Origin of the sequence: Methylobacterium sp. GC_Met_2, from assembly GCF_026540795.1 — a bacterium.
GTDB lineage: Bacteria > Pseudomonadota > Alphaproteobacteria > Rhizobiales > Beijerinckiaceae > Methylobacterium.
Genome location: NZ_JALNUM010000152.1, coordinates 1 through 12,851 on the forward strand (window position 1 = coordinate 1; position 12,851 = coordinate 12,851).

Below are 12,851 nucleotides of genomic sequence, written 5' to 3' on the forward strand. Positions count from 1 at the left end.
CCGGGATCGCTCCCGGGCCGCCGTGGACAGGTGGCGGCTAATGAGCATAATATAGGAACATTGTCAAGGCTGGGGCTGGGGCGGCAAGACTCTGCCCGAAGCTGCCATTCCGCATGCGACTCAGCCCAGTCGCCTCGATGGCTATCGGCCTTGCCCAAAAGCTGCGCTTCCTCGGCGTTCCTCGTTGCCGTCACCCGCACCTGTGCGACGTGCGGTGGCTCTGGGATCCTGGGCAGAGCGCTGATCGCTTCTCGACGGGCGAGCACAGACCGCTATCCAGCTGCCATGTCGGAGGTGTCGGCGAGGTTCTGCACATATCGGAGACAGGTTCGCCGCACCTCAGGATCTGTGATCGTCGCGAACAGCCTCAGCAACTCCAATTCCTCCGATATGGTCGCGGTAGGCGACACACCTCGGGGATGGCCTTTCAAAAATACGTCCTCGCTGACGCTGAGCGCCTGCGCCACGCGCTTGAGGGCGCTCTTGGTGCAGTCTTCAGCCATTCTCGTCACCCTTTAGTGCCGACGGCGAACCGCCCGCGCCGTCCCTGGCCAAGAGAACAATCTTCTACCTCAGGCGTGTAGTCTTGTACTAAATTACAATTCACGATTGCGGCAACGCACCGCACTTGTCGCAGCCCTGCGAGCGGGAGGCAATTTAGTGCCATCCTCGTTGTTAGTGCGCAGTTTTTCTCGCGTTGAGAACGCGTGCGCAGCGGAGTGGCTGAATGGTCTCCATAGTTGGAATGGATCCTGCCCTACGGGCGGCTGGCCTAATCGGAACCTGGGGAACGAACGTCGCTGCAGGTCGCTCCGTGCTCGATGAGGGTGCGGCCGCCCTGCTGGCGGGCAATGCCAATCTGGCTGGCCAACCGCTTCCCCTTGAAGCAGCCCTCGCACGGACACACCCGGACGATCGCAGTTGGGTATTCGAGCGCATCCGTCGCGTTCGGCAAACTGGCGGCTCAATCTCGGCGGAGTTCCGGATCCTGACAGAAATGAACGATGTCCGCTGGGTGCTGAACCGCGGGGCTCTCGCACCCGATGAAACTGGTGCGATGCAAGGTCGTGGCGCTTACATCGATACCACCGATGCTCACCGCGACGCGTTCATCTCCGCTGCCTCGCTCAACCAAGAGACTGTCAGCACATTAGACGTAGCGGCAGATCATTGCATCGCAGCGCACGCGGCGCTTGGAAGGGGCGGCCACTTCGATCTGCATCGCATATCCGAGATGCTGTTGTTCGGGATTGGGCGGGCGCTCGCACGGCGCGGATAACGCGCCCCCTCGAAGGTCCGCTCCCGCCCTGTGTTTGGGCCGAAGCGGACCGGCAGAAATCCACCCTCAGCCGAACTTGCCGGTCTGCCGACGTCTGATCGCTTCCGGCAAACCCAGGGGTCGGTCCCCCCGCCCTACCCCACCTCCGCCAGATCCCCGAACAGCGACAGCACCACCGGGCGCCGGTCGAGGTTGTAGACGGCCGCCTCCCGGGCGGCGCGGCCGAACCGCTCGGCGACCTCCACCAGGGCGGCCAGCCGGGCCGCCGGCTCGTCGCGGCGCCGGTCGAGCTCGCCCGAGACGAAGCGCAGCACCGCGTCCTGGGCGGCCTCGAACCGCGCCTCCGCGTCCCGGCCCGCCAGGGTCTCGGCGAGCTTGAGCACCCGGCCCCAATCGGGAGCCTGCGCCCGCGCCAGCAGCGTCTCGACCTCCGCCACGAGGCCGGCGGTCACCGGATCGAGCATCGCCAGCGCCCGGGCGACCGAGCCCTCGCACGCGGCGACCGCCCGGGCCAGGGCCGCGTCGTCGGGCTGCGGGAACGGCGCGGGCAGGGCGCGCACGACCCGGGCGACCTCCTCGGGCACGAGCGGCCGCAGCATCAGCGCGCGGCAGCGGGAGCGGATCGTCGGGAGCAGCCGGCCGGGCTGGTGCGACAGGATCAGGAACAGCGCCCGCGGCGGGGGCTCCTCCAGCACCTTGAGCAGGGCGTTGGCCGCGTTGGCGTTCAGGTCCTCGGCGCTGTCGAGGATGCAGACCCGCCAGCCGGAATCCGCCGCCGTCGTGGCGAACAGGTCGAGCGCCCTGCGGACCATGTCGACCGAGATCTTGGTCGGCAGCGCCTTGGCGCCTACGACCCGGTGGCGGCGCAGGACCACGAGGTTCGGGTGCGACAGGCCCGCGACCTTGCCGGCGACGGGATCGTCCGGCGCCACGTCGAGCCCGGCCGGCCCCCGGCCCCCGGGATGGGCCAGCAGGCGGCGGGCGACCCGGTAGGCCAGCGTCGCCTTGCCGATGCCGGGGGCGCCGCCGATCAGCCAGGCATGGTGCAGGCGCCCCGCCGCGATCCCGGCCGCGAAGGCTTCGGCCGCCGCCGCGTGGCCGACGAGCGCCAGGGTCTCGCGGGGGCGCGGGATGCCCGGCAGGTCGCCAGGCTCGACGTCGTCGGCGGCGCGGTCGATGGGCTTCATGGCGCGTCCCGAAATTTCGTCCTGGTGGGTTCCAACCCCTCTGGCGACGCCGCCACGGCTCCGCTTACAGAAGTGGACAGGCGGCGCCCAGCGCCTCGGGGCCGGTCGCACATCGGCCTCGCACGGTGGGCCTCACCAACCCACTCCGCGACGGCCGCACGCGGCCCGATGCGGCCGGGCGTGCAGAGAATGGTTCTCTCTCTGGCGTTCTCGAGATCGGAAAATGGCGCGCGGAGGTTCCATCTCCAACCAGCCATTCACCCACTGATCTTGAGTTGGCGACACCTTAACGGGTGAAGGCCAGGAATCGGCGGCGGTCACCGCCGGTCCCATGCCCGAAGATAGCGCAGACCGGACGCGCCGCAAACCGTCCGGCCCGATCACGCCGCATCGCCCTGGCTCCCCGCCCCCGGCAGCAGATCCGGCAGCCGGGCCGCGACGGTCGCGCGGATCGCGGCCTCGACCGCATCGGGATCGCGGCCCGCGTCGATCACCGCGCAGCGCCCCGGCTCGGCCCCGGCGATCGCCCGGAAAGCCTCCCGCAGGCGGATGTGGAAATCGAGGGTTTCCGCCTCGAACCGGTCGGCCCCCTGCCCGGTCCGGGCGCCGCGGCCGGCCGCACGGGCGAGGCCGGCCGCAGGGTCGAGGTCGAGGATCAGGGTGAGGTCGGGCCGGGTCGGGCCGACCACGACCCGCTCCAGGGCGTCCAGCACGCCCGGTTGGAGGCCGCCGGCCGCGCCCTGGTAGGCCCGGGTCGAGTCGATGAAGCGGTCGCACAAAACGGTCTCGCCCCGCTGGAGCGCCGGGCGGATCAGCCGGTCGAGGTGGTCGATCCGGGCCGCGCTGAACAGCAGGGCCTCGGCGAACGGGCCGAAGGGCTTGGCGAGCCCGCCGAGCAGCGCCGTCCGGATTTCTTCCGCCCGCGGCGAGCCGCCGGGCTCGCGGGTCACGCATACGCCCCGGCCGGAGCGCGCCCGCAGGGTCGCGGCGAGGCGGGCGATCTGGGTCGACTTGCCGGCGCCCTCCCCGCCCTCGACGGTGATGAAGGTGCCCCGCCGCTCCGCGGCGTCCCCAATGCGTGGCACGGTCACGGCAGCACGGTCACGACGGGTTGGCGGCCCCGGCGGCGGCCTTGTCGCCCCCCTTATCATTCCCCTTGTCATTCCCCTTGCCGGCCCGGTCGAGGGCCTTGCGCACGAGCCCGGTGCCGAATTCCAGCGCCGCATCCATGGCCCGCTGCGGCAGCGTGCCGGGCTCCACCGCGGCGCCGGCAAAGAGCGGCTGGTCGAGGGCGATCGTGTCGCCGCGCTGGACGCGCAGCACGCCGACCCGCTGGCCCTCCTCCACGGGGGCGACGAGCGGGCCGGTGTAGATCGCCCGGGCGCTCACCCGGTCGCTGGAGCCGCGGGGCAGCAGCACCCGCACCGGCTTCTTGGCCACCAGCGGCACCGAGCCCGATTGTCCGCCGAACACCGAGGCCTCCGCGACCGTCTCGCCGGGCGCGAAGATCTGCCGGGGCTCGAACGCGCGGAACCCCCATTCCATCAGCTTGCGCGCCTCGGCGGCGCGGTCGCGGGCGGTCTTCAGGCCGGAGACCACCAGCACCAGCCGCTGGCCGTTCTGCACCGCCGAGCCGGTGAGCGCGTAGCCGGATTCCTCCAGGTAGCCGGTCTTGAGCCCGTCCGCGCCGATATCGAGGGCGAGCAGCGGGTTGCGGTTCTGCTGGCGGATCTTGTTCCAGGTGAACTCCTTCTCGGAGAAGATCTTGTAGTAATCCGGGTAGGTCTCGATGATGTGCAGCGCGAGCTTCGCCATGTCGCGGGCCGTGACCTTCTGGTCGGGCGCCGAATAGCCGGTGGCGTTGCGGAAGGTCGAGTTCGTCAGCCCGATCTCCTTGGCGCGCTGGTTCATCAGCCCGGCGAAGGCGTCCTCGGACCCGGCCATGTTCTCCGCGATGGTGATGGCCGCGTCGTTGCCCGACTGCACGATCAGCCCGCGCAGCAGGTCCGACATCTTGATGCGGCTGTTGACCTGCGCGAACATCGACGAGCCGCCGCCGCCCGCCCCGCCGCGCTTCCACGCGTCCTCGGTGACGGTGAACTCCGTGTCCATGGACAGGCGGCCGGATTTCAGCGCCTCGAACACGATGTCGGTGGTCATCAGCTTGGCCATGCTGGCCGGCGAGAACCGCTCGTCGGCGGCCTTCTCGAACAGGACCGAGCCGGAATCGGCGTCGATCAGGATCGCGTGCGGCGCCGCGGTCTGGAAGCCCTGCGCGCGCGCGGCGGCGAGGCCGGCCCCCAACGCGCAGGCGGCGGCCAGAAGGGTGAGAAGGGTCCTGCGCATCGCCGTTCCGTCCCGCGCTCGTGGCCCGGCCGGAGGCAATCCGGCCGTATCCCAATAACAAGCGTGACCATATTACGGTTTCAGTGCCGGATCGAATGCGAAATGCCGCATCGGCGGCCGGGGCGGCCGCGCGGAGGCCGTGCGGGCGTCAGTAGATCCCGGCCATGCGGGACGGCCGCGCCTTGGCGGCCGCCTGGGTTGTCGCCCCCTTGGCCGGCGCGACCTTCGCCGCTGCAACCTTCGCCGCAACCGGGGCGGACGCCGTCTTGATGGAGGCCGCCTTGGCCGGACCAGTCTGCGGCACGGCCGCGTGCATCGCCGGCGCAGGCCGGGCCGCGGCGACCTTGAACGGCAGGGTCTTGGGCGCGGGACCTTTGGCGGGCGCCGCCGCGGCAAGGCGCGCCAGGGCCAGCTTGGCCTGACCCGGCATCGCCGCCGGCCCACCCTGGGCCAGCCGGGCGGAACCCGGATGATGCGCTGTCTCCGCCAGGGCGTTGCGGCCGGACGCGGTGGCCTTCGAGGCCCCCCCGTGCCCGGCCGAGGGCGGGGCGAGGGCGGCCGGGTTGAGGCCCGCCACCTGCAGGTTCGCGCCCCGGGCCGCGACCGGCATCGGGCGGAACTCCCGCGCCCGCGACGCGGTGGGCTGAACCGCCGCCGGGACCGTGACGGCCGCCGAGGCCAGGACGATCGGGGCGCGGACCGGTGCGGGCCGCGGCGCCGGGGCGGAATCCTCGCGCGCCTGCGCGGGCTCCTGCGCCGGCTCTTGCGCACGGTCCTGAGCCGGCTTGAAGGCGAGCGGCGCCGGGGTGGAGCGTTCGTAGCGCTCGGTCTCCGCGGTGGGGCCGAGATCGGCCACCATCACGGTCGAGCGGCCGGCTGGCTGCCCGTCGGTGCGCAGGCTGGCCAGCAGCTTGCGGTCGTCGCTGCCGGCGACCGAGGCCTTGCCGGCATATTCGACGCGGACCCGCGCGGTGCCCCGGCGGTGGAAGCCCAGGGCCTCGGCCGCCTCCTCCGAGACGTCCATGACCCGGCCCGCATGATAGGGGCCGCGGTCGTTGACCCGCACCAGCATCGAGTAGCCGTTGTCGAGGTTGGTCACCCGCGCATAGCTCGGCAGCGGCAGGGTGGGATGGGCGGCCGCGATCGAGTGGCGGTCGAACACCTCGCCGTTGGCGGTCATGCGCCCGTGGAAGGCGGAGCCGTACCAGGAGGCGAGGCCCTCCCGCACGTAGCCGCGGGGATCCTCCTTGGGGACGTAGGTCTGGCCCGCGACCACGTAGGGCTTGCCGGTATAGCGGCGCCCGCCGCCCTTCGGGATCACGTCGCCCTCGTTGTAGAGGCGCGGGCTCGCCTTGACCCCGTATTTCGGGTCGACGCCGTTGCCGGCGCTGAGCTTCTGCTGCTGGGGCGTGGTGGCGCAGTTGGCCGTGGCCAGGGCCACGCCCGAGACGGCTAGGAGCCGCAGGGCGAGGCGCGCAGGCCGGGGAAGGGTCGTGCGCACCATCGTGGGATTCACCAAACTCTACGCGTGACCGGGGTCCGACGGCGGACCGGACCCGAATGCGCAAGAGGGACGCTTCCGGGTCCACCCACACTTGTATCGGTTGCGTAAAGGAAGCCTGAACGCTGTTGGCGGCCGGGGTTCAGGCGCCGCGTCCGGCGGTTGTGGACGGGTCGCGCGTGATCTCAAGAGCGACAGGTAAGGTGCTGTCCGAGAACAGAGTCCAGCCTGTCTACGGCGCCCGCTGCGCCGACGATGATCGCAGAGATCCCCGCGCGGGGCTTCGCGGATTCACACATCGGGTTTGGGATCATCGTGCGGTTGCCAAGTGAGGCGGCCCGGATGGCTCGTGCGCCCTCCCTCCCCCCTCTGCGGGGGAGGGTAGCCCCTGCGTCAGCAGGGGTCGGGAGAGGGGAGCGACGTTTCAGGCAAGGGCGCGCCCTCCAAGACGGCCACGCCCTATTCGGAAGCCGGGTTCCCCTCTCCCGACCCCCTTCGGGGCCACCCTCCCCCGCAGAGGGGGGAGGGAGACGCGCGGAGCCGCCTTCGCCTCTCCAAGGGAGATGTGTGTATCCGTTAGCTTGGGGGGGGGCGCCTGGGGAGGAGAGAGCCCAGCGGCCAGCGATGTGTGACGGTCGTCGTTGCGGGAGACAGACGAGATGCAGGGCCGATCGCGCCCCGTCTCGGAGGGCGATGTGCCAAGCTGCCCTCAGCGGCCCTGCGTCTCGGTCAGCTGCGCGATCGAGCGGGCGCCGCGCTGCTTGAACAGCAGTTCCAGCCCCTCCAGCATCAGGGCGTGCATCTTGGTCCGCTCGGCGTAGGCGAGGTCGCGGAGCTGGTCGTAGACCGGCGGCTCCAGATAGACCGACATCTGCCGGGCGCGCTGCTTGAGCGTGGCCGCTTGCTGCGGCGCCGGGGGCGCCAGGGCGAGCGAGACGATCTCGGCGCCCTGCGGCCGGGCCGCCGAAGCGGATCGGGCGAGCGACTTGGCCGGCGGATTCGCCGAGGCCACGATCGCCGCGAGGCTGAGCTTAGGCGGCTTGGACATGCTGGCCCGTCCTCAGGGACTGCGTGCGGCGCTCGATCCACGACCAGAGACGGCGGACTTCCCCGGCGGCCTGCCCCTTGGGGTTGAACTCGGTGACGCCCTGGCCGAGGCCGATCGCGTCCTGGTGGTCGGTGCGGGCGACAATGTTCACGTCGGGCAGGATGCCGAGCACGGCGAGCCCGTCCGAGGCGTCGCGGACCCGGTAGGAGCGCGGCGGGGTCTGGTTCAGCACGAAGGCGAACTTCTTCTCCAGCCGGTAGACGGCCGCCAGCGTCGGCTTGAACGCCCGCAGGTCCGCGGGGGTGGGCCGGCACGGGATGATGCAGAGGTCCGCCGCGCGGATCGCCGAGAGCGTGCCGGTGGAATCGACGCCGGGCGTATCGATGAACACGTAGTCGTAGGCGGAGTCGCGCAGGCGCTCCATCACGGCGTCGATCTGGGTGGCGTCGATCTGCGCCACCTCGGGGCCGTCGACGGTGCGGTGGTCGAGCCAGTCCGAGATCGTGGCCTGCCGGTCCATCTCCAGGATGCAGACCGTGTGGCCCGCCTCCCGGGCGGCCACCGCCAGGGAGATGCACAGCGTGCTCTTGCCGCTGCCGCCCTTCTGCGTGACGAAGGTAATCGCTTTCATCCTGGGCGTCCTCCAGAAGGCCCCGCGCGTCCGTCCGTGCGCGAGCGACTCCCGGGTCACTGCGCCGTCGAGGCCAACCTCAGGTTATCGACTCGCATCCGTTTGCGATCCGGTAACCCGCGGATGCCTCGACATACGGTGTGGCCGTTATGGTTAACGACTCGTTAAGATTATGCCTGGCCCGAACCCTGCACGCTAATCCTGTGCCTGAGAAGCCTATTCAACTTTAGGTTAAGATTTTTGGCCTGAAATGGGTTTAGAGACTTCCCAGCGGCGGGGTGATACTCTAGCTTATCTGCGTGACAATGGGGAGGCCGGGGGGTTTGAAAACCTCAAGTTTAAAGACGCCGGGCGCCTCCGCGAGGAATGGCATGGCCGAAATTCCGATCCCGCAATCCGTGCTCGATGCCTCCGGCGTGGTCGGGACATGGGTCCACGATTTTTGGGCCGGCCAGCTGGAACTCTCGGCCTCCTTCGCGGGCCTGCTCGGCCTCGACCCGGAGGCGGCCGCGAGCGGCGTCTCCCTCGAAACCTTCCTCGACCGCACGCATCCCGAGGATCGTCTGCGGATCGAGAGCTACCTGCACGCGGCTGCGGTGATCGGCGGTTCCATGGAAGCGGAATTCCGGACCCGGGAGACCCGCGCCGGCATCCGCACGCTGCTGATGCGCGGCCGGATCGAGCACGATCCGGACGGCCGGGCCACACGGGGGCGGGGCATCGCCATCGACCGGACCGAGGAGCAGGCGGCCAACCTCGTGCAGGGCGAGCGCGTAGTGAACCGGATGGCCGAGCACGTCATCGCCCTGCGCGAACTCGCCCGGGCCCTGCAACGGCCTGCGCTCACGGACCGGATCGAGCACCTGATGATCGAGATCGGCTTCGAACTCGCCCGCTTCCTGCCGGAGCCCGAGGACGAATCGCGGCATTAGAGCGCTCTCCGCCGAAGTGGACACCGGTTCGGCGCAAGAGAGCGTGTCACAACAAGAGCTTAGAGCCGTGCCCGATTGCAACGCGATCGGGCGCGGCTCTAGCGTGGGGTTTCGAAAGGGCTGACGCCCTTTGGTGGGTTGTCAGGGCAAAGCCCTGACGAAAGACCAGGGCCCTGCCCTGGACCCGCGAAAGGTCCCGACCTTTCGAAACCACGACTGGAGCCATCGCGGCCGGCAAGCTACTGTCCCGGCAAAGACTTGCCGGGGAGGACGGGATGGCCCGCGACACGATCTACGACCGCGACCTCGACCGCGTGCCGGCCAATTACCAGCCGCTGACCCCCCTGCTCTACCTGGATCGCGCCGCGCGGGTGTTCCCCGACCAGATCGCGGTGATCCACGGCGCCCTGCGGCGGCCCTACCGGGAGCTCTACGCCCGGGCCCGTCGCCTCGCCTCGGCGCTCGCGGCCCGGGGGATCGGCCGCGGCGACACGGTGGCGGCACTCCTCGCCAACACCCCCGAGATGATCGAGTGCCACTACGGCGTGCCGATGACCGGCGCCGTGCTCAACACCCTCAACACCCGCCTCGACGCCGCCGCGATCCGCTTTTGCCTGGAGCACGGCGAGGCCAAGGTTCTGATCACCGACCGGGAGTTTTTCCGCACGGCCGCCGCGGCCCTGGAGGGCCTGGCGACGAAGCCCTTCGTCATCGACGTCGACGACCCGGTCCATGACGGCCCCGGCGACCGGCTCGGCGCGACCGATTACGAGACGTTCCTGGCCGGCGGCGATCCGGAGCACGACTGGCAGCTGCCCGACGACGAGTGGGACGCGATCGCGCTGAACTACACCTCGGGCACCACGGGCGACCCGAAGGGCGTGGTCTACCACCATCGCGGCGCGGCGCTGCTGGCGCTCGGCAACGTGGTCACGGGCGGCCTCGGGCAGCACCCGGTCTATCTCTGGACCCTGCCGATGTTCCACTGCAACGGCTGGTGCTTCCCCTGGACCCTCTCGATCGTGGCCGGCACCCATGTCTGCCTGCGGCAGGTGCGGGCCGATGCGATGTACCGGCTGATGGCCGAGCACGGGGTCACGCATCTCTGCGGCGCGCCGATCGTGATGCAGATGCTGATCAACGCCTCCGATGCCGAGCGCCGGGAGCTGGGGAAACGCGTCGCGTTCTTCACCGCGGCCGCGCCGCCCCCCGAGGCGGTGCTCGCCGGCATGTCGGAGGCCGGGTTCGACGTGACCCACCTCTACGGGCTGACCGAGAGCTATGGGCCGGCGGTGGTCAATGCGTGGCACGCCGATTGGGACGCGCTCGCGGCCGACCAGCGGGCGGCCAAAAAGGCCCGCCAGGGCGTGCGCTATCCGGTGCTGGAAGCCCTCGACGTGCGCGATTCTGAGACGCTGGAGCCGGTGCCCGCCGACGGGGCCACGATCGGCGAGGTGATGATGCGCGGCAACGTGGTGATGCGCGGCTATCTCAAGAATCCATCCGCCACGCAGGCCGCCTTCAAGGGCGGCTGGTTCCGCACCGGCGACCTCGGGGTGAAGCACCCGGACGGCTACGTCCAGCTCAAGGACCGCTCGAAGGACATCATCATCTCGGGCGGCGAGAACATCTCGTCGATCGAGGTCGAGGATGCGCTGTTCAAGCACCCGGCGGTGGCCAGCGCCGCGGTGGTGGCCAAGCCCGACGCCAAGTGGGGCGAGACGCCCTGCGCCTTCGTGGAGCTGAAACCGGGGGCCTCACCCAGTGCCGACGAGCTGATCCAATGGTGCCGGGGCCGGCTCGCGTCCTACAAGCTGCCGCGCCACGTGGTGTTCGGCGATTTGCCGAAGACCTCCACCGGCAAGGTGCAGAAGTACATCCTGCGCGAGCGGGCCCGTCAGGACGAGCCCTGAGCCTCTGTCCGATGCGCGGCCAAGGTCCGGTTTCGAAAGGTCGAGACCTTTCGCGGGTCCAGGGCGGAGCCCCGGAATCCGTCAGGGCGTTGCCCTGACAACCCACCGAAGGGCTTCAGCCCTTTGTGAACCCCTCAGTCCTGCGGCGGATCCCGGCGGTCGGTGCGCGCCGGGACCCGCACGGCCCGCAGATCGGCGGCGATCTGGGCGAAGAACGCCTGGAACGACACGAGGCTGAACAGGGTGATGGAGGCGACCAGGGCGGCGGAGACCAGGGTCTTGGCTGTTGCGGGGTCCACGGTGGAGGTCCTTAACTCAGGTCTCGCCCGAGGCGATCCGGGCGAGGGGCCGGCGAGCACGGCGCCGGTACCGTCAGAAGGTGGGCGCGCGGGCCGCGCGGCGCCAGCACCGCCAAGGTCGCGCCTGGCATGCGCCTGGGTTCGGGCTCGGCATAGCGCGTTCTGCGGTCGTGGTGACCGGTTCCTTACCGGAGCGCGCGTCGCACCCGGGATCCCGGGCCGCGCAACCGGCTTGCGTGCAGCTTTCTGAGGTGGCGGCGCGTTGCGTTTCCCGCAATAAGCGCCCGCACGGAGCACGGTGCGCCCGGGAGAGACGGCATGGCCGGCAACGGCATCGCGAACGGCGCCCTCGTGGCGCTGCTCGCCGTTCAGGTATCGGCCCTGGCCGGGGGGGCTGCCCGGGCACAGGGGACGGTGCCGGCCGCGGTGCCGGTGCAGCGCTCGGCTCAAGGGCCAGCCCCGGGGCCGGCATCCGAGTCCGCCGCCCCGCCCACGGCGTCGCCCCCCGGGCCGGGCCCGGCCGAGCCGGTGACCCGGGCGGGCTACTTCTACATCGGCGGCCGCTACCAGAAGCTCGGCGACAAGACCGTGATGGTCGGCCAGATGTTCGTGCAGTCGCGGACCCCGGCCCGGATCACGCAGCCCTACCCCGTGGTGATGGTGCACGGGCTCGCTCAGACCGGCGTGAATTACCTTGCCACCGCGGATGGGCGTCCGGGCTGGGTCCAGCACTTCGTCGAGAAGGGCTATCAGGTCTACGTGGTCGATCAGGTCGGGCGCGGGCGCTCGGGCACCAACCCGGAGGTCTACGGTCCCTACGACCGCCTCGGGACCCGCAGCCTGGAGCGGACCCACACGGCCCCGGAGGTCTACGACCTGTACCCGCAGGCCAAGCTCCACACCCGCTGGCCCGGGGGACCCGGGGTGCAGGGCAATGTCGGCTTCGACCAGTTCTTTGCCAGCCAAGTGCCGTTCCTCGCCAACACCCAGCAGACCGAGGAGCTGGTCGATCCGGCGCTGCTGGCGCTGCTGGAGAAGATCGGACCGGCGATCCTGCTGACCCACGGCCAGGCCTCCCTGTTCGGCTGGGCGGCCTCGGATGCGCGGCCCGACCTCGTGAAGGCGCATGTGGCGGTCGAGCCGAGCGGGCCGCCGTTCTTCGACGTGCAGTTCCGCGGCGGCAAGGAGTTCTGGGAGAAGAGCGGCGACGGCCGCGCCCGGGCCTACGGGCTGACCCGCATGCCGCTGACCTTCGACCCGCCCGTCAAGGCGCCCGAGGATCTGGTGGTGGCACAGGACGCCAAGGGGGTGGAATCCAAGGGGGTGGAATCCAAGGGGTCGGACGCCAAGGGTTCCGAACCCAAGGCGGGGGACGGGCGGATCCGCTGCTGGCTCCAGGGCGAGCCCGCCCGGACCCTGCCGAACCTCGCCAAGGTGCCGACCGTGCTGGTGACCGCCGAGGCCTCGTTCCACGCCACCTACGATGCCTGCACGGCCGCCTTCCTGACCCAGGCCGGGGCCAAGCCCGACGTGATCGCGCTCGCCGACCGGGGCCTGCACGGCAACGGCCACATGATGATGCTGGAGACGAACAGCGATGCCGTGGCTGACGTTCTGGCCGCGTGGCTCGCGGGGCGCGTGAAGTAGGCGGCCGCGCGCCCTCCCCCCTCTGCGGGCCAGCGGATTCACACGTCTCTGCCGGACACTCACCCCTC

The 12,851-nt window shown here is 70.5% G+C and carries 12 protein-coding genes; 4 read left to right on the forward strand and 8 right to left on the reverse strand.

Annotated elements, in window-relative coordinates; genetic code table 11:
• Positions 1-272: 272 nt before the first annotated feature.
• Positions 273-503 (reverse strand): hypothetical protein, encoded by a 231-nt coding sequence (locus OXS49_RS30150; RefSeq protein WP_244000967.1) that lies wholly within the window; start codon positions 501-503, stop codon positions 273-275.
• A gap of 311 nt (positions 504-814) precedes the next feature.
• Between OXS49_RS30150 and OXS49_RS30155 the strand changes: the two genes are divergently transcribed.
• Complete coding sequence (locus OXS49_RS30155) at positions 815-1,279, forward strand: PAS domain-containing protein (protein ID WP_244000965.1); 465 nt, start codon at positions 815-817, stop codon at positions 1,277-1,279.
• Between the two features lie 134 nt (positions 1,280-1,413).
• Here OXS49_RS30155 and OXS49_RS30160 read toward each other — a convergent pair whose 3' ends face one another.
• The 6 genes from OXS49_RS30160 to OXS49_RS30185 form a co-directional block, all read right to left on the reverse strand.
• The gene (locus OXS49_RS30160) at positions 1,414-2,466 is read right to left on the reverse strand and encodes a DNA polymerase III subunit delta' (protein ID WP_267428309.1); all 1,053 of its coding nucleotides are present in this window, start codon (positions 2,464-2,466) and stop codon (positions 1,414-1,416) included.
• Positions 2,467-2,846: 380 nt separating this feature from the next.
• On the reverse strand, positions 2,847-3,557 hold the full coding sequence (tmk, locus tag OXS49_RS30165) for a dTMP kinase (protein WP_244000961.1): 711 nt from the start codon (positions 3,555-3,557) through the stop codon (positions 2,847-2,849).
• 10 nt (positions 3,558-3,567) lie between these two features.
• Complete coding sequence (locus OXS49_RS30170) at positions 3,568-4,812, reverse strand: D-alanyl-D-alanine carboxypeptidase family protein (protein WP_267428310.1); 1,245 nt, start codon at positions 4,810-4,812, stop codon at positions 3,568-3,570.
• 148 nt (positions 4,813-4,960) lie between these two features.
• Positions 4,961-6,316, reverse strand: coding sequence for a septal ring lytic transglycosylase RlpA family protein (locus tag OXS49_RS30175; RefSeq protein WP_267428311.1), 1,356 nt, complete (start codon positions 6,314-6,316; stop codon positions 4,961-4,963).
• Between the two features lie 706 nt (positions 6,317-7,022).
• A complete protein-coding gene (locus tag OXS49_RS30180; protein ID WP_244000955.1) occupies positions 7,023-7,361 on the reverse strand; it encodes a ribbon-helix-helix domain-containing protein in 339 nt (112 codons plus the stop codon).
• Complete coding sequence (locus OXS49_RS30185; RefSeq protein WP_244000953.1) at positions 7,345-7,992, reverse strand: ParA family protein; 648 nt, start codon at positions 7,990-7,992, stop codon at positions 7,345-7,347. The genes OXS49_RS30180 and OXS49_RS30185 overlap by 17 nt, the downstream gene beginning before the upstream one ends.
• A gap of 371 nt (positions 7,993-8,363) precedes the next feature.
• On the opposite strand from OXS49_RS30185, the gene OXS49_RS30190 reads away from it, so the two are divergent.
• Complete coding sequence (locus OXS49_RS30190; RefSeq protein WP_243917501.1) at positions 8,364-8,924, forward strand: PAS domain-containing protein; 561 nt, start codon at positions 8,364-8,366, stop codon at positions 8,922-8,924.
• A 275-nt stretch (positions 8,925-9,199) separates the two neighbouring features.
• Positions 9,200-10,837, forward strand: coding sequence for an acyl-CoA synthetase (locus OXS49_RS30195; RefSeq protein WP_244002166.1), 1,638 nt, complete (start codon positions 9,200-9,202; stop codon positions 10,835-10,837).
• 134 nt (positions 10,838-10,971) lie between these two features.
• Here OXS49_RS30195 and OXS49_RS30200 read toward each other — a convergent pair whose 3' ends face one another.
• Positions 10,972-11,136, reverse strand: coding sequence for a hypothetical protein (locus OXS49_RS30200; protein ID WP_244002164.1), 165 nt, complete (start codon positions 11,134-11,136; stop codon positions 10,972-10,974).
• 318 nt (positions 11,137-11,454) lie between these two features.
• On the opposite strand from OXS49_RS30200, the gene OXS49_RS30205 reads away from it, so the two are divergent.
• Entirely contained in the window at positions 11,455-12,783 is a 1,329-nt protein-coding gene (locus OXS49_RS30205; RefSeq protein ID WP_244002162.1) for an alpha/beta hydrolase, read from the forward strand.
• Positions 12,784-12,851 lie beyond the last annotated feature (68 nt).

Excerpts from the sequence above, each read along its gene's own strand:
- OXS49_RS30150 (WP_244000967.1), bottom strand. The coding sequence starts at position 503 with ATGGCTGAAGACTGCACCAAGAGCGCCCTCAAGCGCGTGGCGCAGGCG.
- OXS49_RS30160 (WP_267428309.1), bottom strand. The coding sequence starts at position 2,466 with ATGAAGCCCATCGACCGCGCCGCCGACGACGTCGAGCCTGGCGACCTG.
- OXS49_RS30170 (WP_267428310.1), bottom strand. The coding sequence starts at position 4,812 with ATGCGCAGGACCCTTCTCACCCTTCTGGCCGCCGCCTGCGCGTTGGGG.
- OXS49_RS30175 (WP_267428311.1), bottom strand. The coding sequence starts at position 6,316 with ATGGTGCGCACGACCCTTCCCCGGCCTGCGCGCCTCGCCCTGCGGCTC.
- OXS49_RS30180 (WP_244000955.1), bottom strand. The coding sequence starts at position 7,361 with ATGTCCAAGCCGCCTAAGCTCAGCCTCGCGGCGATCGTGGCCTCGGCG.
- OXS49_RS30185 (WP_244000953.1), bottom strand. The coding sequence starts at position 7,992 with ATGAAAGCGATTACCTTCGTCACGCAGAAGGGCGGCAGCGGCAAGAGC.
- OXS49_RS30190 (WP_243917501.1), top strand. The coding sequence starts at position 8,364 with ATGGCCGAAATTCCGATCCCGCAATCCGTGCTCGATGCCTCCGGCGTG.
- OXS49_RS30195 (WP_244002166.1), top strand. The coding sequence starts at position 9,200 with ATGGCCCGCGACACGATCTACGACCGCGACCTCGACCGCGTGCCGGCC.
- OXS49_RS30205 (WP_244002162.1), top strand. The coding sequence starts at position 11,455 with ATGGCCGGCAACGGCATCGCGAACGGCGCCCTCGTGGCGCTGCTCGCC.